This window comes from Cupriavidus phytohabitans (assembly GCF_000426345.1).
Classification (GTDB): Bacteria; Pseudomonadota; Gammaproteobacteria; order Burkholderiales; family Burkholderiaceae; genus Cupriavidus.
This window is the reverse complement of the sequence record NZ_AUFE01000005.1, coordinates 179851-202034: the sequence shown is the minus strand read 5'-3', so window position 1 is coordinate 202034 and position 22184 is coordinate 179851. Positions and strand designations below refer to the sequence as shown.

The 22184-nt window shown below is 67.7% G+C and carries 23 protein-coding genes; 16 read left to right on the top strand and 7 right to left on the bottom strand.

Annotated features, from left to right (window positions below; translation table 11 throughout):
- The first annotated feature begins 58 nt into the window (after window positions 1-58).
- The 5 genes from K309_RS0106030 (at window position 59) to K309_RS0106010 (ending at window position 4157) form a co-directional block, all read left to right on the top strand.
- The gene (locus K309_RS0106030) at window positions 59-328 is read left to right on the top strand and encodes a hypothetical protein (protein WP_029045581.1); all 270 of its coding nucleotides are present in this window, start codon (window positions 59-61) and stop codon (window positions 326-328) included.
- A 53-nt stretch (window positions 329-381) separates the two neighbouring features.
- Window positions 382-651: a hypothetical protein gene (locus K309_RS0106025; RefSeq protein ID WP_029045580.1), complete on the top strand. Its 270-nt coding sequence runs from the start codon at window positions 382-384 to the stop codon at window positions 649-651.
- A gap of 90 nt (window positions 652-741) precedes the next feature.
- Window positions 742-1014: a hypothetical protein gene (locus tag K309_RS0106020; RefSeq protein WP_029045579.1), complete on the top strand. Its 273-nt coding sequence runs from the start codon at window positions 742-744 to the stop codon at window positions 1012-1014.
- Window positions 1015-1137: 123 nt separating this feature from the next.
- Complete coding sequence (locus K309_RS0106015; protein WP_029045578.1) at window positions 1138-1389, top strand: hypothetical protein; 252 nt, start codon at window positions 1138-1140, stop codon at window positions 1387-1389.
- Window positions 1390-2255: 866 nt separating this feature from the next.
- On the top strand, window positions 2256-4157 hold the full coding sequence (locus tag K309_RS0106010; RefSeq protein WP_029045577.1) for a DEAD/DEAH box helicase: 1902 nt from the start codon (window positions 2256-2258) through the stop codon (window positions 4155-4157).
- An 84-nt stretch (window positions 4158-4241) separates the two neighbouring features.
- Here K309_RS0106010 and K309_RS0106005 read toward each other — a convergent pair whose 3' ends face one another.
- Window positions 4242-5501 (bottom strand): SUMF1/EgtB/PvdO family nonheme iron enzyme, encoded by a 1260-nt coding sequence (locus K309_RS0106005; protein ID WP_029045576.1) that lies wholly within the window; start codon window positions 5499-5501, stop codon window positions 4242-4244.
- Window positions 5502-5638: 137 nt separating this feature from the next.
- Entirely contained in the window at window positions 5639-6742 is a 1104-nt protein-coding gene (gene egtD / locus K309_RS0106000) for an L-histidine N(alpha)-methyltransferase (RefSeq protein WP_029045575.1), read from the bottom strand.
- A 537-nt stretch (window positions 6743-7279) separates the two neighbouring features.
- Between egtD and K309_RS0105995 the strand changes: the two genes are divergently transcribed.
- The 4 genes from K309_RS0105995 to ilvA all read left to right on the top strand — a co-directional run bounded on the left by K309_RS0105995 (window position 7280) and on the right by ilvA (window position 11201).
- Window positions 7280-7984, top strand: a complete 705-nt coding sequence (locus K309_RS0105995; RefSeq protein WP_029045574.1) for a TerC family protein — start codon at window positions 7280-7282, stop codon at window positions 7982-7984.
- A 128-nt stretch (window positions 7985-8112) separates the two neighbouring features.
- Entirely contained in the window at window positions 8113-8907 is a 795-nt protein-coding gene (locus tag K309_RS0105990; RefSeq protein ID WP_029045573.1) for a thymidylate synthase, read from the top strand.
- The gene (locus K309_RS0105985; protein ID WP_029045572.1) at window positions 8904-9404 is read left to right on the top strand and encodes a dihydrofolate reductase; all 501 of its coding nucleotides are present in this window, start codon (window positions 8904-8906) and stop codon (window positions 9402-9404) included. The genes K309_RS0105990 and K309_RS0105985 overlap by 4 nt, the downstream gene beginning before the upstream one ends.
- Window positions 9405-9617: 213 nt before the next feature.
- Window positions 9618-11201, top strand: coding sequence for a threonine ammonia-lyase, biosynthetic (gene ilvA, locus K309_RS0105980; RefSeq protein ID WP_084402366.1), 1584 nt, complete (start codon window positions 9618-9620; stop codon window positions 11199-11201).
- Window positions 11202-11259: 58 nt separating this feature from the next.
- On the opposite strand, the gene pmbA is transcribed toward ilvA, so the two are convergent.
- Window positions 11260-12627: a metalloprotease PmbA gene (pmbA, locus tag K309_RS0105975; RefSeq protein WP_029045570.1), complete on the bottom strand. Its 1368-nt coding sequence runs from the start codon at window positions 12625-12627 to the stop codon at window positions 11260-11262.
- Between the two features lie 57 nt (window positions 12628-12684).
- On the opposite strand from pmbA, the gene yjgA reads away from it, so the two are divergent.
- Both yjgA and mog read left to right on the top strand, forming a co-directional pair.
- Window positions 12685-13299, top strand: a complete 615-nt coding sequence (gene yjgA / locus K309_RS0105970) for a ribosome biogenesis factor YjgA (protein WP_029045569.1) — start codon at window positions 12685-12687, stop codon at window positions 13297-13299.
- On the top strand, window positions 13296-13943 hold the full coding sequence (gene mog, locus K309_RS36035; RefSeq protein WP_051320352.1) for a molybdopterin adenylyltransferase: 648 nt from the start codon (window positions 13296-13298) through the stop codon (window positions 13941-13943). Before yjgA ends, mog begins: the two co-directional genes overlap by 4 nt.
- Window positions 13944-13995: 52 nt before the next feature.
- On the opposite strand, the gene K309_RS0105960 is transcribed toward mog, so the two are convergent.
- Window positions 13996-14877, bottom strand: coding sequence for an AEC family transporter (locus tag K309_RS0105960; RefSeq protein WP_029045568.1), 882 nt, complete (start codon window positions 14875-14877; stop codon window positions 13996-13998).
- 90 nt (window positions 14878-14967) lie between these two features.
- Window positions 14968-15603, bottom strand: a complete 636-nt coding sequence (orn, locus tag K309_RS0105955) for an oligoribonuclease (RefSeq protein WP_029045567.1) — start codon at window positions 15601-15603, stop codon at window positions 14968-14970.
- 96 nt (window positions 15604-15699) lie between these two features.
- Here orn and K309_RS0105950 point away from each other — a divergent pair, with 96 nt between their 5' ends.
- From K309_RS0105950 to K309_RS0105940, 3 genes are read left to right on the top strand one after another with little or no spacing between them, the layout of a single operon-like run.
- Window positions 15700-16947 carry a M48 family metallopeptidase gene (locus K309_RS0105950; RefSeq protein WP_029045566.1) on the top strand — a complete coding sequence of 416 codons (1248 nt, stop codon included), beginning with the start codon at window positions 15700-15702 and terminating at the stop codon, window positions 16945-16947.
- Complete coding sequence (gene rsgA / locus K309_RS0105945) at window positions 16944-17924, top strand: ribosome small subunit-dependent GTPase A (protein WP_029045565.1); 981 nt, start codon at window positions 16944-16946, stop codon at window positions 17922-17924. Before K309_RS0105950 ends, rsgA begins: the two co-directional genes overlap by 4 nt.
- A 32-nt stretch (window positions 17925-17956) precedes the next feature.
- Entirely contained in the window at window positions 17957-18262 is a 306-nt protein-coding gene (locus K309_RS0105940; protein WP_029045564.1) for a putative signal transducing protein, read from the top strand.
- 30 nt (window positions 18263-18292) lie between these two features.
- Here K309_RS0105940 and K309_RS0105935 read toward each other — a convergent pair whose 3' ends face one another.
- Window positions 18293-19285, bottom strand: a complete 993-nt coding sequence (locus K309_RS0105935; RefSeq protein ID WP_029045563.1) for a CobD/CbiB family protein — start codon at window positions 19283-19285, stop codon at window positions 18293-18295.
- A 173-nt stretch (window positions 19286-19458) separates the two neighbouring features.
- Window positions 19459-20157 carry a pirin family protein gene (locus K309_RS0105930; RefSeq protein WP_029045562.1) on the bottom strand — a complete coding sequence of 233 codons (699 nt, stop codon included), beginning with the start codon at window positions 20155-20157 and terminating at the stop codon, window positions 19459-19461.
- A 161-nt stretch (window positions 20158-20318) separates the two neighbouring features.
- On the opposite strand from K309_RS0105930, the gene K309_RS0105925 reads away from it, so the two are divergent.
- Both K309_RS0105925 and gluQRS read left to right on the top strand, forming a co-directional pair.
- Entirely contained in the window at window positions 20319-21239 is a 921-nt protein-coding gene (locus K309_RS0105925; RefSeq protein ID WP_029045561.1) for a LysR family transcriptional regulator, read from the top strand.
- A 10-nt stretch (window positions 21240-21249) separates the two neighbouring features.
- Window positions 21250-22155 carry a tRNA glutamyl-Q(34) synthetase GluQRS gene (gluQRS, locus tag K309_RS0105920; RefSeq protein ID WP_029045560.1) on the top strand — a complete coding sequence of 302 codons (906 nt, stop codon included), beginning with the start codon at window positions 21250-21252 and terminating at the stop codon, window positions 22153-22155.
- The last annotated feature ends 29 nt before the right edge of the window (window positions 22156-22184 follow it).

Here is a 22184-nt window from a genome sequence, read left to right as displayed (position 1 = left end):
CCAACCCGATGCTCGAATCCAAACCCAAACGCAATACCTTCCGCCATTGGAGACCATCATGACCACGCTGACCATCAAGGACCTGTCCTCCGCCGAAACCCTGGACCGCAAGGGCATGCAAGCCGTGCGCGGCGGCATGACGTACATGCCGTTCGCCGCGGTGTACAGCCCGCTGAAGCTGTCGTTCGACAGCAGCATCACCGCCGTGCAGGAAATCGCGCAGATGCAGACCGTCACCAACATGAACGGCAACGGCTCGGCCTTCCTGGATCACGTCAAGTCCAACGTGCGCACCAACCAGAACGCCAGCAACAACATCTACGGCTGAGCCCGCGCCATAGCCATATCTGCCAACGCACCCACCGAGACCCGGAGACCATCATGACCACGCTGACCATCAAAGACCTGTCCGCCGCCGAAACCCTCGACAGCAAGCGCATGCACGCCGTGCGCGGCGGCCTCGCGTACCTGCCCTTCGCCGCCGTCTATGCGCCGATCAAGCTGGCGTTCGACAACAGCATCGACGCCAAGCAGTCGATCGCGCAGATGCAGACCGTCACCAACCTGAACGGCAACGGCTCGGCCTTCCTGGATCACGTCAAGTCCAACGTGCATACCAACCAGAACGCCACCAACAACATCTACGGCTGATCCGGCCACGGCCGCGGCGCGCGGTGGAAATATGCAACCTCCGCGCAGCCGCCCCGGAAACCTCATCGCATCACCTGAAGGAGCACCATCATGTCATCGATCATCGTTCGCGACCTCGCCGTCAGCAAAGACCTCGACCGTGCCTCGCTGCGCGCCGTGCGCGGCGGCAATTCCTGGCTCAGCCGCGGTGTCGGCAGCGTCGGCCCGCTGGCCAACGTGACCGTCAACGTCAACCAGAACATCGCCCAGTTGCAGAGCATCAATGTCAACACGCTCAACAACAGCTTCGTCGGCCACGGCGTGGGCCCGGTGAGCGTCGATGTCAACCCGTCGCAATGGGCCGGCAACTTCGCCGCGGTCTGAGCGCCTGGGTACGGGGAGCGGTGGCAGGCCCGCGGCTAAGCACCGCGGGCCGCCGCCTATACTGAAGCGGTTCCGCGGCCGCATGGCCGTGGCGCCGCGTAACCGGAAACAGCGGAGACAGCCATGGCAGTAATCGTCATCAAGGATTTGTCCGACAGCACGGATCTCGACCGGCAAGCCATGACCGCCATCCTGGGCGGCGGGCGCACTGCCGGCGGCCAGGGATGGCATGGGCTGCGGCGCAGCGGGCCGGCGCGCATCGTCGATTACGCGGGCGGCCTGCCCGGCAATCGCCATGTGATGCCACGGGAGATCCCACAGGGCCGGCTGCCGCGAAAGCCGGCAGGACCGGCAGACGAGGGGACGGGCGGCTAAGCGCGGGCGGCAACGGGTAGAGAGAAACGGTCAATCCAATGAAAAGCCCGCCAGTAACTGGCGGGCTTGGTTGCGGACGGGCCCGGACCTTCTGGGTCACGCGGTCAACAGTTCGGTCATTCTTTTGCCAGGCAGGCTTCCCATGATTCCGCCCATGACGCGGACGCCCATCCGGACCACCCGGAGAGTCGCAGGAAGACTGGCGCTTGGGGCAATGACCGCAATGCTTGCCGCTAGCAGTGGCGCAATGCCGCTGGAGGAGGTCAAAGCGGGAACGTTTTCGTCCGCCCCGTGCGGGCATCCTGTGTGCTCGCGCCTCCAGTATAGGCAGGGGCCGCAGCCTTTCAACCCGGCCAGCGCCTGCGGCGCGCCGATGTGGCGCCGGCCGCGCATGCAGGTGACGCCAGGCTGACATATCTGGTTACGCTTTGGTTACCTTTCGCAGTGCAACAAAAATTTCTCACTCTGCTATAATCCGCGCCGTGAGTTTCGCAACTGTGAGATCCGCCAACCGCCCGGCACCGGCTCCATCAATGCCGCGGCGAATCCGCTGCCCTCCCAAGCTCTGTTTCCTCGCTGCCGGACGCCTAGTTGTTTTTGCGCCAGCCGCCCAGCAGAACGCACCGCTCACCTGACGTCGCCTCGTCTCCGATCCTGTTGAACAGCCTGAAACCTGAGCTGTTTGCCTGCCAGGGACATGGCCGGACCGCCTAGCGGGACCAGCCAACGCCCTGCCTGCCGCCGTACTGCCAGCTGTGTCTGTCGTAACGGCCTCACCGATTGGCGCCGAAGCCTTTTTAAGACTTTGCACTGCGCCCACCCCATTCTGCGTTCGGGGTGCCATGCATTTATTTGATCATTACGACATGACCCAGCACGACATTCGTGCGGAGCAAGCTATTGCCTCCGCGACCGACGCTTCGATCACTTCCGACGCTGCCCAGATTATCGAGAGCCCGCTCGACAAGCTCGACGCCATGCTCAACGGCAGCCCGGCAGCCGAAGCCCAGGCCGCCACGGAAACCGCAGCGACCGAAAGCGGCTTTGCGAAGCTTGGCCTCGACGCGGCCATCCTGCGCGCGCTCTCCGAACTGAACTACAACACGCCGACCCCGGTGCAGGCCCAGGCTATCCCCGCCTTCCTGGCCGGCCGCGACCTGCTGGTGTCGAGCCAGACCGGCTCGGGCAAGACCGCCGCGTTCATGCTGCCCGCGATCCAGCGCATCAGCGAAATGCCGGCACCGCAGCGCTCGACCGAACCCGCCAAGCGCATGAAGGGCAAGCGCCCCCGTCCGTCGCCGGCCCAGCCCGCACTGCTGGTGCTGACCCCGACGCGCGAACTGGCGCTGCAGGTGACCGAGGCCGCCGCCAAGTACGGCCGCAATCTGCGCCGCATCGTCTGCGCCAGCATCCTGGGCGGCATGCCCTACCCCAAGCAGCTGGCCGCGCTGTCCAAGATGCCTGACATCCTGGTGGCGACGCCGGGCCGCCTGCTCGACCATATTGACGCCGGCCGCATCGACCTGTCGGCACTGCAGATGCTGGTGTTCGATGAAGCCGACCGCATGCTCGACATGGGCTTTGCCGACGACATCGACGCCATCGTCAACGCCACGCCGGCTTCGCGCCAGACGCTGATGTTCTCGGCCACGCTCGACCAGCGCATCGCCCAGCTCGCCTCGCGCCAGCTGAAGGATCCGCAACGCATCGAGATCGCCGCGGCCCGCGCCGACCAGAGCCACATCGAGCAGCGCCTGCACTACACCGACGACATGTCGCACAAGGAGCGCCTGCTGGACCACCTGCTGCGCGACGCGGGCCTGAAGCAGGCCATCGTCTTCACCGCGACCAAGCGCGATGCCGACTCGCTGGCCGAGCGCCTGTCCGACACTGGCTTTGCCGCCGGCGCGTTGCACGGCGACATGACCCAGGGCGCGCGCAACCGCACGCTGACCGCATTGCGCCGCGGCAACCTGCGCATCCTGGTGGCCACCGACGTGGCCGCGCGCGGCATCGACGTGCCCGATATCACCCACGTGGTGAACTTCGACCTGCCCAAGCAGGCCGAGGACTACGTGCACCGCATCGGCCGTACCGGCCGCGCGGGCCGCTCGGGCATCGCCATCAACCTGGTCAACCACGGCGACGTGTTCCAGTGGCGCCGCATCGAGCGCTTTACCAACCAGCGCGTCGACGCTTCGGTGATCGAAGGCCTGGAGCCGCGCCGCCAGCCCAAGCCGCGCTCGAACTTCGGCGGCAAGCCGGGCGGCCGTGGTGATTTCCCTGGCAATGGCGGCGGCTACCGTGGCGGCGAACGCAGCTTTGGTGACCGCAGCTTCGGCGACCGCAAGTTCGGCGGCGAAAGCCGCGGCTTCGGCAACCGCACGGAAGGCGCGCGCCCGTTCGGCGACGACAACCGCGGCGGCTTCGGCAACCGCGAAGGCGGCTACCGTGGCCAGGGCGGCAATGGTGGCTACCGTGGCGGCAACGACGGTGCCCGCGGCTTCGGCAATCGCGAAGGCGGCCGCAGCTTCGGTGAAGACCGTGGCGACCGTGGCTTCGGCAACCGCGATGGCGCGCGCAGCTTTGGCGACGACAACCGCGGTTTCGGCAACCGCAATGGCGGCGGCTATCGCGGCAACGGCGAAGGCCGCAGCTTCGGCAACCGCGATGGCAACCGTGACGGCAACCGCGGCTTTGGCGGCGGTTACAGTGGCAACGGTGGCAATGCCGGCAACCGCAACAGCCGCTCGCGCTACGAGCGTTGATGGGCCGGTGCGCTGAGCGCACCTTGCCGAAGGCAGCAAGAAGGGCACCCGAGGGTGCCCTTCTTGCATGCGCGCGCAGAGACGCTACAACGCACAGGTGCGGAAGCCGACGAACGCCACGTCATCCTCCGGCAGCAGCGCCCAGCGTGCCCGCGCATGGCGCAGTCGCGACGGGCTGGCGAACGATACGCCGCGCACGGCCTGGTGCGTGCCGAAGCGGCCGACAAACTCGCCGTCCGACGGCGCCGCGGTGAAGCCCGCGTAGGGCTCGTACGGCGTCGCCGTCCACTCGCGCAACGTGCCCCACTGCAGCCCGCGGTTCTGCGTGGCCGCCAGCTCCCATTCCGATTCCGCCGGCAGGCGCCGCCCGGCCCAGACACACCAAGCCTGCGCTTCGAACAGCGTCACGTGGCGCACCGCCTCGTCGGGATTGAGTGTGCGCAGCGTGCCGAAGCGCTCCACCATCCATCGGCGCGAGTCCGGGTGGCGCGACCAGTAGCGCGGAGACGAGCGCTCCTGCGTCATCAGCCACTGGCGGCCCGACGCCGACCACCACGCGGGCCGCTCGTAACCGCCGTCTTCGATGAATTCCAGGAACTGCGCGTTGCTGACCGGCGCGACATCCATCTCGAAGGCCGGCACGTAGGTTGGTTGCGGCGGCAGTTCGTCGGGCCAGGCGAAACCGTCCGCCTGGCTCCAGCCCAGCGTGAAGCGCCCACCCGGGAACTGCAGCGTGCCACCCTGCCCGGCCGGCCGGACAGGGCCGGGGGCGGGCGCCGATTCCGCGGGCGCCATGCCCAGCGCCTGCAGCAGCGCGGCCAGCCCCTCGCCCTGCGCATCTTCATGGAACAGCGCACGGCGGTACGGGTACAGGGTCGGGTCATTGTCGTCGGGCAGCAATGCCACCCGGCGCAGCAGGCCGTCGAGCACATCGGCGGCATAGCGCTTGACCACGGCCACGTCGGGCAGCGTGACTTCCCAGCGCTCGTCCGGGCCAATGCGGTCGGGATCGAACCATTCGTCGGCGCCGTCGAGCAGCGAAGGCTCGGACGCCACCGGCACCGGCACGCCGCCGCGGTCTACCTGGCGCACGCCGCGCAGGCACCACCACTCGGCATGCCAGGCGACATGGCCCAGCGTCCACAGCGGCGGATCGGCATCGTACTGGCGCGGCACATCCCAGGCGCGGCGGGTCTGGCCGAACGGTGCCAGCCATGCCAGCGTGCGGTTGCGCGTCTCGACCAGCGCCTGCGCCAGGCCTTCGCGCGGCAGCCGGCGCGGGTCGGACCAGGCCGCCTTGCCGCCGGTGAAATAGAGATCGGGAAGCATGGGAAAACCGCTCATCGGAAGGTCCGCGCAGGGAGATGGGGATGGGAAGGCAATGGCCGCACCGGCGTGCAGCCTGCAGCGCATGCCGGTGCGGCCATTATGACACCAGCCGCCGTCCCTGCCCGCAGGCGCCCCGGGCCGGGCCAACGGGCTCAGCCGCGCGCGTGGAACACCGCGAACCAGCCGCGCGGATCGGTCCAGCAGACCGGGTCCTCAAACCCCGCGGCTTCGAGCAGCAGCGCGAAGTCGGCCGGCTTGTACTTGTACGAGTCCTCGGTATGGATGAGCTCCCCCGCGCCGAACTCGCGCGCGCCGCCTTCCCACTGCACGCGTACGTCGCGGCATGCCTCCAGGTGCATCTGGATGCGCGACGCCTCGCGGTCGAAGCTGGCCACGTGGCGCCAGTCCGCCAACTCGAAGTCGGTGCCGACGATCCGGTTCACGTTGCGCAGCATGTTGCGGTTGAAAGCGGCCGTGACGCCCAGCGCATCATCGTAGGCCGACACCAGCGCGGACTCGTCCTTGTGCAGGTCGACGCCGATGAGCACGCCATCGCCGCGCCCGGCCGCGCCGCGCAGCCGCTGCAACAGCGCCAGCGCTTCCATCGGGGAGAAATTGCCGATGCTCGAGCCCGGGTAGAAAAACAGCCGCCTGCCGCGCCTGACGTTGGGCGGCAGGTCGAACGGCGCGCACAGGTCGGCGCCCAGCCCCAGCATCGGGATGCCAGGATGTTGCTGCTGCAGCGCTGACAGCGTCGTGCGCAGGAAATCGACCGAAATATCCAGTGCCACGTACTGCGCCGGACGCAGGCTGCCGAACAGGCGCGCGGCCTTCTCGCAATTGCCGGCGCCCAGGTCCACCAGCACGCAGCCGCTGCCGGCGCGTGCCGCGATGGCGGGGGCGGCGCTGGCAAAGATGGCCGCCTCGGTGCGCGTCGGATAGTACTCGGGCAAGTCGGTGATCGCCTCGAACAGGCGCGAGCCCAGCACGTCGTAGAAGAACTTGGGACTGATCGCCGCCGGCTCGGCGCACAGCCCGGCCAGAACCTGCCGGCGCAGGGCGCCGCTGTCCTCGCAATACTGCTGCACGAACTCGGGCTGGGGCGGTGGACGGTGCGCGTGGCCGTTGGCCAGTGCGACCAGCGCGGGCTGGGCGCCGGGCGCTGGCGACACGGCATGGCCGTTGTGGTGGTTGCGGGGAGTGGTCTGCGAGGTCTGCTGGGAAGAGGCGTTCGGCGGGTTCGGGACAGCCGGCATGACGTTTCCTTGTGTGGTCGCGAATGGTTACTGCTCACTGCGTATTCCCCAAGGCCGCGCTGTGCATGTCGTGCGCGCCGGTCTCCGCAACCCGCCCCCTGTGCTGTCCGGGGCGCATCGGACGGAGCCGAGCTTCAAGGATAGGTGCATCCGGCGGATTGCGCAGCGTTGCATGCCCCGATGGGCACGATGCAGCACACGCCGCGACTTGAGTCGGTATCTCCCCCAATGGGCCACACCGGCAACAGTTCGTTTATAATGCCGCCCAGCGCGGCCTCAGCAGGCCCGCGACCCTCAAAGGGGAGTAGCTCCGGGGCCTGATGCCCTTAGCACAATCGTCATTCCGGGACCCGTGTCCCCGGTTGTGCTGACCACCGGTGCGCATACCGCGCCTGTGGTCGAGCAAGACCTTTGCAACCTGGACTTCATGGTTTGCAAAGGCGCCCCCATGCTCCGTGCTCCGCGAATCCAGGCGAACCAACGTTAAGCGTGCGCATCTGCGCTGTATTTACCCTGATTTGTACCTGAGGAGAGTTCATGGAGTGGTTTACCGATCTGTTCACGATGCAGTTCCTGACGGCCCTGCTGTCGATTGTCGTCATTGACCTGGTGCTGGCCGGCGACAATGCCATCGTGATCGCCCTGGCGGCGCGCAACCTGCCCCCGCACCTGCAAAAGAAGGCCATCATCTGGGGCACCATCGGTGCCGTGGTGGTGCGCTCGGCCATGACGATCGGCGTGGTCTGGCTGCTGAAGATCCCCGGGCTGCTGCTGGTCGGCGGCCTGGCGCTGGTGTGGATCGCCTACAAGCTGCTCTCCGACGAAAGCGGCGAAGAAGGGCACGGCTCAGGTGCCGCGACCCTGTTCGGCGCGATGAAGACCATCATCATCGCCGATGCGGTGATGGGCGTGGACAACGTGCTGGCCGTGGCCGGCGCCGCGCACGGCAGCTTCCTGCTGGTGGTGCTGGGCCTGCTGATCAGCATCCCCATCGTGGTGTGGGGTTCGAGCCTGGTGCTCAAGCTGATGGCGCGCTTCCCGGCCATCATCTACGTGGGTGCGGGCGTGCTGGCGTTCACGGCGGTGAAGATGATCGTGCACGAGCCGCTGGTCAAGGCGTTCTTCGAGGCCAACCCGGTGGTTAACTGGGGCCTGTACGTGCTGATCATCGGCGGCGTACTGGGTGCCGGCTACCTGGTCCAGAAGCGCCGCGACCAGCAGGAACCGGCTGGCAGCCACTAAGGCTCGCCGCGCCGGGGCAGCCGCCCCGGCCTGCTGAAGGAAGGGCCGCCCGGAAGGGTGGCCCTTCTTGCTTTAAAATGCCTGCTTTGCGGGTCCAGCGCCCGCGCCACATCCCCTGCCCCGCGCCGATGAAACAGTATCTCGACTTCATGCGCCATGTGTACGAGCATGGCACCGACAAGGCCGACCGCACCGGCACCGGCACGCGCTCGGTGTTCGGCTACCAGATGCGCTTCGACCTGCGCGAAGGCTTCCCGGTAGTGACCACCAAGAAGCTGCACCTGAAGTCCATCATCCTGGAGCTGCTGTGGTTCCTGCAGGGCTCGACCAACGTGCGCTGGCTGCAGGAAAACCGCGTCAGCATCTGGGACGAGTGGGCCGACGAGAACGGCGAGCTGGGCCCGGTGTACGGCTCGCAGTGGCGCTCGTGGCCGGCGCCGGACGGCCGCCATATCGACCAGATCACCGACCTGATGGCGCAGATCCGCGCCAACCCGGACTCGCGCCGGCTGATCGTGTCGGCCTGGAACGTGGCCGATATCCCCCGCATGAAGCTGCCGCCCTGCCACGCGTTCTTCCAGTTCTACGTGGCCGACGGCAAGCTGTCGTGCCAGCTGTACCAGCGCAGCGCCGACATCTTCCTCGGCGTGCCCTTCAATATCGCCAGCTATGCGCTGCTGACGCACATGATCGCGCAGCAGGCCGGGCTGGAAGTGGGCGACTTCATCTGGACCGGCGGCGACTGCCACATCTACAACAACCACTTCGAGCAGGTGCAGACCCAGCTGGCGCGCGAGCCGCTGCCGCTGCCGCGGCTGAACATCCTGCGCAAGCCCGACAGCATCTTCGACTACCGCTACGAAGACTTCGAACTGGACGGCTACCAGTCGCATGCCGCCATCAAGGCACCGGTGGCCGTATGACGATCCTGACCCTGGTTGTCGCCAAGGCCCGCAACGGCACCATCGGCCGCGACAACACGCTGCCGTGGCGCCTGCCGGAAGACCTGGCGCATTTCAAGCGCACCACCATGGGCGCGCCCGTGATCATGGGCCGCAAGACCTGGGACTCGATCGGCCGCCCGCTGCCGGGCCGGCGCAATATCGTGGTCAGCCGCAACCCGGACCTGCGCATCGAAGGCGCCGAGGTGGCAACGTCGCTGGAAGACGCGCAGCGCCTGTGCGTGGGCGTCGACCAGATCTTCCTGATCGGCGGCGCGCAGCTGTATGCCGAGGCGATGCCTTGCGCCGACCGGCTGGTCGTGACCGAGATCGATGCCGACGTGGAAGGCGACGCCTTCTTCCCGCCGATCGACCGCACGCAATGGCTGGAAACCGCGCGCGAGACGCATCATTCCGAGGCCAACGGCTTCGACTATGCGTTCGTCACGTACGATCGGCCAGCTTCGGAAGAGTCCTGAGCCGCTGCCGGCGTCATTGACAAATCCCGCCGCATCGCCCAAAGTCTGGCCCATGGACCGCCGTCACTTCCCCGTCGCGCGAATTATTCGCACCATTCTCCGAATGGTGGGTTAGCGCGCGTCCAGAACCAGTTTCCGCAAACACCCGCCCTGCAGGCGGGTGTTTTGTTTTCCGGCTCCAGGGCAATCGACAACGAACCCCGGAGCCGCACCATGCACACCACCGCCGAAGCCGCCGCTGACGACGCCACCGACGCCACCACATCCGCCGCGTCCGACCATCACGCCTACCTGAAGCGCATCCTGACCGCGCGCGTCTACGATGTGGCGCGCGAGACCGAGCTGGACCTTGCCAGGCACCTGTCCGCCCGGCTGCACAACCAGGTCTACCTCAAGCGCGAAGACACCCAGCCGGTGTTCTCGTTCAAGCTGCGCGGCGCCTACAACAAGATGGCGCACCTGAGTCCCGAGGCGCTGCGGCGCGGCGTCATCACCGCCTCGGCGGGCAATCATGCGCAAGGCGTGGCGCTGTCCGCGGCGCGGCTCGGCGTGCGCGCGCTGATCGTGGTGCCGACCACGGCGCCGCAGGTCAAGGTCGACGCGGCGCGCGCGCACGGCGGGCCCACCGTCGAGGTGGTGCAGGCCGGCGACTCCTATACCGATGCCTACCGCCACGCGATGCAGTTGCAGGCCGAGCAGGGACTGACCTTTATCCCGGCATTCGACGACCCCGACGTCATCGCCGGCCAGGGCACGGTGGCGGCGGAAATCCTCAACGCGCACCGCGGCCCGATCCACGCCATCTTCGTGCCGATCGGCGGCGGCAGCCTCGCCGCCGGCGTGGCCACCTACGTCAAGGCGGTGCGGCCGGAGATCAAAGTCATCGGCGTGCAGACGGAGGACTCGTGCGCGATGGCGCAATCGGTGCGCGCGGGACGGCGCGTCGAGCTGGAGGAAGTGGGACTGTTCTCGGACGGCACCGCGGTCAAGCTGGTCGGCGAAGAGACCTTCCGGCTGTGCCGCCGCTACCTGGACGAGATCATCACCGTCGACACCGACGCGCTGTGCGCCGCGATCAAGGATGTGTTCGAGGACACCCGCAGCGTGCTGGAGCCCGCCGGCGCGCTGGCGGTGGCCGCGGCCAAGCAGTACGCGGCGCGCGCAGGCCTGCGCGGCCAGACGCTGGTGGCAGTGACCTCCGGCGCCAATATCAACTTCGAGCGCATGCGTTTCGTTGCCGACCGCGCCGAACTGGGCAACGCGCGCGAAGCCATGTTCGGCGTGACGCTGCCCGAGGCCTGCGGCGCGTTCCGCCGCCTGTGCACCCGGGTGGGGGACCGGCAGATCAGCGAGTTCACTTACCGGATTGCCGATGCCCAGACCGCGCACGTCTTTGTCGGCATGCAGCTGCGCGCGGCCGGCGAGGCGACGGAGATCCTCGACACGCTGCACGCCGACGGCTTCCCGGCGCTCGACCTGACCGCCGACGAGGTGGCCAAGGGGCACGTCCGCCATATGATCGGCGGGCGCTCGCCGCTGGCGCGCGGCGAACGCTTGTTCCGCTTTGAATTCCCCGAGAAGCCAGGGGCATTGATGGACTTCCTGTCGGCGCTGGCGCCGGACTGGAACATCAGCCTGTTCCACTACCGCAACCAGGGCGGCGATACGGGATCGGTGCTGGCCGGCATCCAGGTCACCGACGGCCAGGTACACGCATTCCGCGAGCGGCTGGCCACGCTGGGCTATCCCTGGCAGGAAGTCAGCAACAACCCGGCGTACCGCATGTTCCTCGCGTAGACGCTGGTAAACGAAAGCGAGCCGCCCGAAGGCGGCTCGCAGTTCCGTCAGTCGCTGGTCAGTTGCCGGCGATGGTCATCTGCTCGATCAGGATCGAGCCGGTTTCCTTGGTGCCGCGGATCAGCGAATCGGCGCCGATCGCGACGATCTGCCGGAACATCTCGGCCATATTGCCGGCAATGGTGATTTCCTCCACCGGGTACTGGATCACGCCGTTCTCGACCCAGTAGCCCGACGCACCGCGCGAATAATCGCCGGTCACGTAGTTGACGCCCTGCCCCATCAGCTCCGTCACCAGCAGACCGGTGCCGAGCTTGCGCAGCATCGCCGGGAAGTCATCGCCGGGCTCGGTCAGGTTGCTGTGCAGCGTCAGGTTATGCGAGCCGCCCGCGTTGCCGGTGGTCTTCATGCCGAGCTTGCGCGCCGAATAGGTAGACAGGAAGTAACCCTGCACCACGCCGTCGCGGACCACGTCGCGCTCGTGAGTGCGCACGCCTTCTTCGTCGAACGGGGCGCTGCCCATGGCGCCCGGGGTGTGCGGCTGCTCGTGGATCTGCACGTGCGGCGCGAACACGGCCTTGCCCAGCGTATCGCACAGGAAGGTGGACTTGCGATATAACGCGCCGCCCGACACCGCCTGCACGAAGGCGCCCAGCAGGCCGGCGGCCAGCGGCGCCTCGAACAGCACCGGGCAGCGGCGCGTGGACAGCTTGCGCGCCTGCAGCCGCGCCAGCGCGCGCTCGGCGGCGTAGCGGCCGATGTCCTCCGGGTTGGCCAGTGCCAGCGGCGAGCGCTTGGACGAGTACCAGTCATCGCGCTGCATGCCGCCGCCGCTGCCGGCGATCGGCGCGCACGAGATGAAATGGCGCGAATACGGATAGCCGCCCGAGAAACCGCGCGTAGTCGCCAGCACGAACTGCGAGTGCTGCGCCGACACGCTGGCGCCGTCGCTGTTGCGGATGCGCGGCGACACCGCGAAGGCGGCGGCCTCGGCGCGGGTGGCGATGTCGATGGCGGCCTCGGCATCGATGGTCCAGGGATGGAACAGGTCCAGGTCCTGCGGCGAGCGCTCCAGCAGTTCTTCCTCGGCCAGGCCCGCGCATTCGTCTTCCGCGGTGAAGCGGGCGATGTTGTAGGCCGCCTCGGCGGTAGCGCGCAGCGCCGCCGGCGAGAAGTCCGAGGTGCTGGCGTTGCCGCGGCGCTTGCCGATCATCACCGTGACGCCGACCACCTTGTCGCGGTTCTGCTCGATCGTTTCCACCTGCCCCTTGCGCACCGATACGGACAGCCCGCTGCCTTCGGAGATCTCCGTGGCGGCGTCCGTCGCGCCCAGCTCGCGTGCCACACGCAGCACATCGGCGGCCATCTCGCTGAGCTGGGCCTGGGTGTAGGTGAAATGCGCGGTCTGTTCTGCGATCTGGTCCATGTGGGGTCCGTGCCTCGGGGTCATCAAAAGTCCAAGCGGGAATCATAGCAAGATAAAATGCCGGTCATGACGCGAAATTCCCGTAATTCCCAAGGCTCACGCTTCCCTGGCGCGTTTTCGCCGGAGCCCGAAGACGACGAACCGAAAAGCAAGTCGCAGCGCAAGCGCGACATGACCGCCCTGCAGGACCTTGGCGCGGAGCTCGAGGCCCTGCCCAAGGACCGGCTGGCGCGCGTGCCCATGCCCGAAACGCTGGCCGACGCCATCCATGAGGCGCGCCGCACCACCAGCCATGAGGGCAAGCGCCGCCAGATGCAGTTCGTGGGCAAGGTCATGCGCGGCCTCGACGACGACGAAGTCGAGGCGGTCCGCGCCGCGCTGGAAGGCTTCAAGGGCACCAGCAAGGCCGAGACCGCGCGCATGCACCTGATCGAGCGCTGGCGCGAACTGCTGCTTGCCGACGACGCGGCGTTGACGCGGTTCCTCGGCGAACACCCGGTCGCCGATGTCCAGTCGCTGCGCAACATCATCCGCAACGCACGCAAGGAAAAGGAGCAGGCCAGGCCGCCGCGCTACTTCCGCGAACTGTTCCAGGCCATCAAGGCAGCGCTCGACGCCAAGGACGGCGCTGCCTCCAGCGACGCAGCCCCTTCCCCGGAGCCCGAGGCATGACCCAGACGACGCAGTCCACGCAGCCGGTATCCCGCAATCATCCCGACGAACTCGTCGTCGGCTTTGTCTCGGTCTCGGACCGCGCCTCGGCCGGCACCTATCAGGATGAAGGCATCCCGGCGCTGCGCGAGTGGTTCGGCCGCACGATGACCTCGCCATGGCAGGCGGTGGAGCGGCTGATCCCCGACGAGCAGGCACAGATCTCGCGCACGCTGATCGATCTGGTGGACGTGGCCGGCTGCGACCTGGTGCTGACTACCGGCGGCACCGGCCCGGCGCGGCGCGATGTCACGCCGGAGGCCACGCTGGCGGTGGCCACCAAGGAAATGCCAGGCTTCGGCGAGCAGATGCGGCAGGTAAGCCTGCACTTCGTGCCGACCGCGATCCTGTCGCGGCAGGTGGCGGTGATCCGCGAGACCGCCAGCCGCGCCGCGCTGATCATCAACCTGCCCGGCCAGCCGCGCGCCATCCGCGAGACGCTGGAAGGCCTGCGCGATGCCGACGGCAAGCCGGTGGTGCAAGGCATCTTTGCCGCGGTGCCATATTGCATCGACCTGATCGGCGGGCCTTACATGGAAACCGACGAGGCCGTGGTCAAGGCCTGGCGCCCGAAGAACGCGGTGCGCGCCAAGCCTGCTGAGTAAGTCACAGAAACCTCTCCGCCGGCACCTGCCGGCGGCAGCCGCCCCCTGCGCCTCAACGCAATCCCAGGTACAACCCCACCGGCACGAACACCACCGCCGCAATGTTGCCGAGCAGCACGATCGACGCGACCTGGTCGGGCTCCTGCCGGAAATGATCGGCAATCAGGAAGTTCAGCACCGCCGGCGGCAGCGCTGCGAACACGAACAGCAGCCCGCGCTGCAGGTCCGTCAGCGGCACCCACTGCGCCAGCAGCAGCGCCACCGCGATGCCGGTCAGCGGGCACGCGACCGCGCCCACCAGGCCCATGCCCCAGTTGCGCAGGCTCACGTCCTTCATGCGCACGCCCAGCGCGAACAGCATCAGCGGCACGGTGGCATCGCCCAGCAGCTTGACCGACTGGTAGACCGGGTCCGGCAACGTGAACCAGGGCCGCGCCAGCGACAGCCCGACGCCGGCCACCGTGGCCAGCACCATCGGGTTGCGCGCGATCTGCGCCATCGACGCATGCCGGTTGACGATCTTCAGGCCGAGGGTGAAGTGCATCAGGTTCGACGCCGCGAACAGCGCCACCGCCGGTGCCAGCCCGGCGTGGCCGAAGGCAAAGACCGACAGCGGCAAACCCATGTTGCCGCAGTTGTTGAACATCATCGGCGGCACGAACGTGCGCGGATCGACCTTGAGCAGCCGCGCCACCGCCCACGCCAGCACGCCCGAACCCAGCACCACCGCCACCGCGCAGACCAGCAGCACCAGCTGGTCGGCCAGCACGAATTCCTTGCTGACAAAGGCCGACACCACCAGCAGCGGCGCGATCACGTCGAGCGTGGCGCGGTTGATGCCGGCCATGTCCGGATGGGCCTTGCGCCCGTACAGCCACCCGACCAGGATGATCAGGATGACCGGCGTGATGATGGATACGATGCGCTCGAACATGGCAGGCTCGACGGGAGGTGCCCGGGAGGGCAGCGCGCGCCCCGTCAGTGGTGGTTGGTTATTGTTGTCGTCGCAGGCCGGGAACCCGGCTTATTGCGCCGGGGTGTCGGCAGCAGGAGTGTCGGCAGGCGGAGTGGCCGCCGGCGCGCCCGGCGGCGTGTGACGGATAAAGTGCGTGCGGTAGTAGCGCAGCTCTTCCACCGATTCCAGGATGTCGGCCAGCGCCGTGTGCAGCTGGCGCTTGACGAAACCCTTGTGGATGACCGGCTCCCAGCGCTTGCACAGTTCCTTGAGCGTGGACACGTCCAGGTTGCGGTAATGGAAGAACGCCTCGAGCTTGGGCATGTAGCGCGCCATGAAGCGGCGGTCCTGGCAGATCGAGTTGCCGCACATCGGCGACTTGCCGGCCGGCACCCAGCGCTTGAGGAAGGCCAGCAGCTCGGCCTCGGCCTGCTCCTCGGTCAGCGTGGACGCCTTGACCTTGTCGATCAGGCCGGAGCGGCCGTGGGTGCCCTTGTTCCAGTTGTCCATGCCGTCGAGCACGGCATCGCTCTGGTGGATCACCAGCACCGGCCCCTCGGCCAGGATGTTCAGTTCGGAGTCGGTAATGACGATCGCGATCTCGATGATGCGGTCGGTATCCGGCTGCAGGCCGGTCATTTCCATGTCCAGCCAGATCAGGTTGTTCTCACTCTTGACGGATTTGGCGGTGGCGTGGGTGGTCATCGGGACTGCTGAGAAAGGGATTTGGGAAAGCGGCCGCGGCGGAGGCGGACACGAACAACTTATAATTCTCGCATATCCGTCCCAAGGCTCTTGCCGATGTTCACGATTGTCTTCCTCGCCGCGCTGGTGCTGATGGTGCTGACCAAGCTCTGGCTGGCCGCGCGCCAGGTGCGCCATGTGGCACAGCACCGGAATGCGGTGCCGGCGCGTTTTGCCGACACCATCTCGCTCGCCTCGCACCAGAAGGCGGCCGACTACACCATCGCCCGCACCCGGCTGTCGATGCTAGAAGTGCTGGCCGGCGCGGCGGTGCTGATCGGCTTCACCATGCTGGGCGGGCTGCAGTGGCTCAACCAGGCCTGGCTGGAAACCTTCGGCCCGGGCTATGCGTATGGCGTGGCGCTGGTCGCCAGCGTGGCGGTGATCGGGGGGCTGGTCGACCTGCCCTTCTCGCTCTATGGCCAGTTCGGCATCGAGGAGCGCTTCGGCTTCAACAAGATGACCTTCCGCCTGTGGCTGGCCGACATGGTCAAGATGCTGCTGGTCGCGAGCGTGCTGGGCCTGCCGCTGCTGCTGGCGGTACTGTGGCTGATGGAGCGCGCCGGCTCGCTGTGGTGGCTATGGACGTGGCTGGTGTGGATGGGCTTCAACCTGTTCCTGCTGGTGGTGTTCCCGACCTTTATCGCGCCGCTGTTCAACAAGTTCGAGCCGCTGACCGACGAATCGCTGCGCCAGCGCATCGAGGCCCTGATGCAGCGCTGCGGCTTTGCCAGCAAGGGCCTGTTCGTGATGGACGGCAGCAAGCGCAGCGCGCACGGCAACGCCTACTTCACCGGCTTCGGCGCGGCCAAGCGCATCGTCTTCTTCGACACGCTGCTGGCGCGCCTGTCGGGCGACGAGATCGAGGCGGTGCTGGCGCACGAACTCGGCCACTTCAAGCGCCGCCACGTGGCCAAGCGCATCGCGGTCACCTTTGCACTGAGCCTCGTGTTCCTCGCGCTGCTGGGCTGGCTGGCGACGCGCACGTGGTTCTACACCGGCCTCGGCGTGGCGCCCAACCTGGGCGTGTCCAACCATGCGCTGGCACTGGTGCTGTTCTTCCTGACGCTGCCGGTGTTCACCTTCCTGCTCGGCCCGCTGTCGAGCCAGTCGTCGCGCCGCCATGAATTCGAGGCCGACGCCTTCGCCGCCGACCAGACCAACGCCGGCCACCTGGTGTCGGCACTGGTGAAGCTGTACAAGGACAACGCTTCGACCCTCACGCCCGATCCGCTCTACAGCGCCTTCTACTACTCGCATCCGCCCGCCGCGCAGCGGATCGACCGGTTGCTGGCGCACGCATGAGCCGCACCTCCCGACACCGCGGCGCCGGCAGCGCCAATGCCGGCACGAATGCAGGCAAAAGCGCCGAGCCCGCACTGATCATCGCCGCGCACGGCCGCCACTACGTCGTCGAGCTGGCCGACGGCACGCGCATGCATGCCTTCCCGCGCGGCAAGAAGAGCGACAGCGCCGTGGGCGACCATGTCAGCGTCGAGCTCGCCGCGGCCGACCAGTGCGTGATCACCAGGGTGCAGGCGCGCAAGAACCTGCTGCATCGCTCGGACCAGTTCAAGTCCAAGCTGCTGGCGGCCAATATCGACCAGGTCATCATCGTGCTGGCGACCGAGCCGGGCTTCTCCGAAGACCTGCTTGGGCGCGCGCTGGTATCGGCCGAGGCACTGGAGATCCGGCCGCTGATCGTGCTCAACAAGACCGACCTGCCGGAACGCCTGGAGGAGGCGCGGCGGCGCCTGGCGCTGTACCGCGAGCTTGGCTACGACACGCTGGAGCTGTCGGTGCGCGCCGATCCCGACCAGGCGCTGGGGGCGCTGCAGCCGCGGCTGGCCGGGCTGTCCAGCATCCTGATCGGCCAGTCTGGCATGGGCAAGTCGTCGCTGCTCAACCTGCTGATCCCGGGCGTCGACGCGCAGACGCGCGAGATCTCGGCCAAGCTCGATTCCGGCAAGCACACCACCACCTTCACGCGGCTGTACCACCTGCCGGCGGACTGGGGCACGGTCGACGGACGCCAGGGTGCGCTGATCGACTCGCCCGGCTTCCAGGAATTCGGCCTGTACCACCTCAGCGAAGGCATGCTGGAACGCGCCTTCCCGGAGTTCCGGCCGCGGCTGACGGAGTGCCGCTTCTACAACTGCCACCACACCAACGAACCAGGCTGCGGCGTGCTGGCGGCGGTGGCCTCCGGCGCGATCGCCGAGCGCCGCCACCAGCTCTACGCGCAGCTGCTGCACGAGTCCAGCCAGCAGAAGCCGTGGTAAGGTAAGCGCACCTGGGTAACCGGTGAGCTGCCATGAAACTGCTGCTGTACGCCACCTCGCTGGTCCACGCCGCCCATTGCAAGAACGTCCTGCAGGCTGCCGGCATCCGGGCGGAACTGCGCAACACCTGGCTGGGCGGGGCCACCGGCGAGATCCCGTTCCGGGAAAGCGCGCCGCAGGTCTGGCTGGTCGATGACGAGACGGAGGCGCAGGCGTGGGCGGCGCTCAATGCCGCGGCGAACCCGGTGCCGGGGCCAAGCTGGCAATGCCGCCACTGCCACGAATGGCATGAGGCACAATTTGGCGCCTGCTGGCGCTGCGGTGCGGCACGCGACTAGCGCCGGCGGCCGCTTTCACCTACGCCCGTATCAGCCCACCCACAGCGCCAGCGACACCATGGCGAGCAGCAACATCCACAGCACCACCGCACGCCATACCAGCCCGACTGCCGACTGCAGCGTGCGCACGCCAGGCTCGGCGCCGAATTCCGGCGCCGACGGCTCAGGACCGTTGTCCTCTTCCATGCCGGGCGCATAGTCCACCGCCGGGCCGACCACGCTGGCACGCAGCACCACGGTGGAGTCATCCTCGGCCAGTGGCGTGCCCAGGCGCACGCCCAGCGCCCCGCCGCCGCTGGCGAGCAGGATGCCGTTGACCGCGTCGTTCCACTTGCGCGCATGATTGCGCCACGCGTACACCGCATCCTCGAAATTGCCGACGATGGCAAAGCCGATCGCGGTGAGGCGCGAGGGGATCCAGTCGAGCAGGTAGAACGCGTGCGCGGCGAAACGGCCCAGCGCGGGGCTGCGCTCGGTCGACGGCTCGTTCCAGTGGCGCCCGAGGTATTCCGCGACGCGGTACAGCACCACGCCGCCGGGCCCGACCGGCACCAGGAACCAGAAGAACACGCCGAACACATGCCGGTGCACGGCGATGATCGCTGCTTCGAGCGTGTGCCGCACGATTTCGGTGACCGGCATCTCGACCGTGTCGAGGCCGGTCCACTCATGCAGCAGCGTGCGCGCTGTGTGGACGTCGTCGCGGTTCAGCGCCTCGTGGATGTCGGTGAAGTAGTGGCTGAACTGGCGGAAGCCCAGCGTCATGTACAGCACCAGCACGTTCCAGGCGAGGGTCAGCGCCACGCTGATCGAAGCCAGCAGGTAATGCACCACGACCACCGCCAGCGTCAGCGGCAGCACTACGGTGAACCAGGCCAGCGCGGCATCGCGGGGGCGGCCGGTGTCGAAAGCATGCTCGGCGCGGTCGCCCAGCGCGCGCACGATCTCGTGGATCGGGTTGTTGCGGCCCAGGGCGCGGAACTGCTCGGCGATCAGCGCCAGGAGAATAGAAACAAAGGTCATCTTGGTACGGGTGTTCCAAGGGGGCGCGCCCCACCCGATGTGCCGGTACAGGCGCAATGCATAGCGAGAAGATAGCACAGCGATACCTGACTCTACCCATTGCGATACAAAAAGCAAAAGCCCGCCGGTGGGCGGGCAGGACTTCTTCGATCGAAACTGCGCGTGGCGGGGGATCAGGGCAAATCGAACACCAGCACCTCGGCCTTGTCGCCGCCGGACAGCGCGATCTCGCCGACCGACTCCAGCCTGGCCGCATCGCCCGCTTCCAGCGCCGTGCCGTTGACCAGCACGCGGCCGCGCGCCACATGGACATAGGCGCGGCGGCCCGGAGCGAGGGCCAGCGTGGCCGCCTCCTCGCCGTCGAACAGCCCGGCGTACAGGCGCACGTCCTGGTGCACCACCACCGAACCGTCGGCGCCGTCCTGGCTGGCGACCAGGCGCAGCTTGCCGCGCTTGTCGGCCGCCTCGAAGTGCTTTTCCTCGTAGCCTGGCTCGATGCCATTCTGCGCCGGCATGATCCAGATCTGCAGGAAGTGGGTCGTATCGTGCGCCGCATGGTTGTACTCGGAGTGACGCACGCCGGTGCCGGCGCTCATGCGCTGCACGTCGCCCGGGCGGATCACGCTGCCGTTGCCCATGCTGTCCTTGTGCGCCAGCTCGCCTTCGAGCACGTAGCTGATGATCTCCATGTCGCGGTGGCCGTGCGTGCCAAAGCCCATGCCCGGCGCGACGCGGTCCTCGTTGATCACGCGCAGCGGCCCGAACTGCACATGCTGCGGATCGTAGTAGTCGGCAAACGAGAACGAATGATAGGACTTCAGCCAGCCGTGATCCGCATAACCGCGCTCTGCAGACTTTCTGATTTCAATCATTTTGATGGCCCTCCTTGGCCTGTTTTCGTGTCGCCACCGGCATCCGAACCGCTTGCAACCGTTTGGCGGCATGTATTGCGTTGTTGATGCTAGGAAGTTTAGGCCCCGACGCGTATATTTACGGGGATCACCTTAGAAGCACTCATTCAGTTTTTCTGAATATGCCACTCTCACTTGAATCCCTCGAAGTCCTGGACGCCATCGAGCGCAAGGGCAGCTTCGCCGCCGCCGCCCACGAGATGGGCAAGGTGCCCTCCGCGCTGACCTACGTGGTGCGCAAGCTGGAAGAAGACCTGGACGTGCTGCTGTTCGACCGGCGCCGCCACCGCGCCGAGCTGACCCCGGCCGGACGCGCACTGCTCGATGAGGGCCGCCACCTGCTGCACGCCGCCGACGACCTCGCGCGCCGCGTCAAGCGGCTGGCCACCGGCTGGGAAGCCACGCTGACCATCGTGGTGGACGACCTGATCAATTTCCGCGCGCTGCTGCCGGTAATCCACGATTTCTATGCCGAGAACACCGCGACGCGGCTGCGCTTTGCCAAGGAAGTGCTGGGCGGTGCCTGGGACGCGCTGGTCAGCAACCGTGCCGACCTCGTGATCGGCGGCGCCTACGATGCGCCGAGCACGCAGGGCTTCCAGATCCGGCCGCTGGGCACGGTGCCGTTCGTGTTCGCGGTGGCGGCGCACCATCCGCTGGCCACCGAGGAAGGCCCGCTCACTACCATCCAGATCGCCAAACACCGTATCGTCGCGGTGGGCGACACCTCGCGCAACCTGCCGGCGCGCACCCATGGCGTGCTGGCCGGGCAGGACGTGCTGGTGGTCCCGACCATGCGCGACAAGATGGAAGCGCAGATCCGCGGGCTCGGCTGCGGCTGGCTGCCGGCGCCGATGGCGCAGCCGCATATCGAAAGCGGCGTGCTGCAGGTGCGCGAGACAGTCGAGGTGCGCGCCCCGGGCAATTTCAAGGTGGCCTGGCGCACCAGCAACCGCGGCAAGGCGCTGCAATGGTGGGCCGGCAAGCTGGAAGACCCACGCCTGGCGCAGGCGCTGCTGCTGCAATCCGAACTTGCCGGCTGAGGGTGTCCGCATGGCAGTGACGGCTGCAAAGTTTGCCTCGGCGGGCGGCTACCGCGGCCGCTTTGCCCCCTCGCCGACCGGCCCGCTGCATATGGGCTCGCTGGTCACCGCGCTGGCCAGCTGGCTGGATGCGCGCGCGCATGGCGGCCAGTGGCTGGTGCGCATCGAGGACATCGACATGCCGCGCTGCGTGCGTGGTGCCGACGACGACATCCTGCGGACGCTGGAGCGCCTGGGCATGATGCCGGACGAGCCGCCGGTGTGGCAAAGCCGGCGCGAGGTGCACTACGCCGAGGCACTGCGCCAGCTCGACGCCGCCGGACAGCTCTACCCCTGCGGCTGCTCGCGCAAGGAAATCGCCGATTCGCTGGTGCACGTGCGGGAGCGGCACCAGACGCTTGGCTACCCCGGCACTTGCCGGCACGGCCTGAACGGCAAGCTGCCGCGCGCCTGGCGCGTGCGCGTGCCGGATGGCCCGGCCGCGACGATCTGCTTCGACGACCGCTGGCAGGGGCGCCAGTGCCAGGACCTCGAAACCGAACTGGGCGACTTCGTGCTGCGCCGCGCCGACGGGCTATGGGCCTACCAGCTGGCGGTGGTGGTGGACGATGGCCTGCAGGGCATCACGCATATCGTGCGCGGCGCCGACCTGCTCGACTCGACGCCACGGCAGATCCACCTGCAGCACCTGCTGGGCCTGCCCACGCCGAGCTACCTGCATGTGCCGGTGGTGGTCAACGAGATCGGGGAAAAGCTGAGCAAGCAGAGCGGCGCGCAGGCGATCGACACCAGCGCGCCGCTGGAGGCGCTGCGCCAGGCAGGCAGGCACCTGGGACTGGCGAACAACGAAGGGAATGTGCGGGACTGGCTGGCGCGCGCCACGGAGAACTGGCGCCAGCGGATGGCGGCGGCCTGAGCTGCAGGCCGCCTCAGCAGGATCGCCCG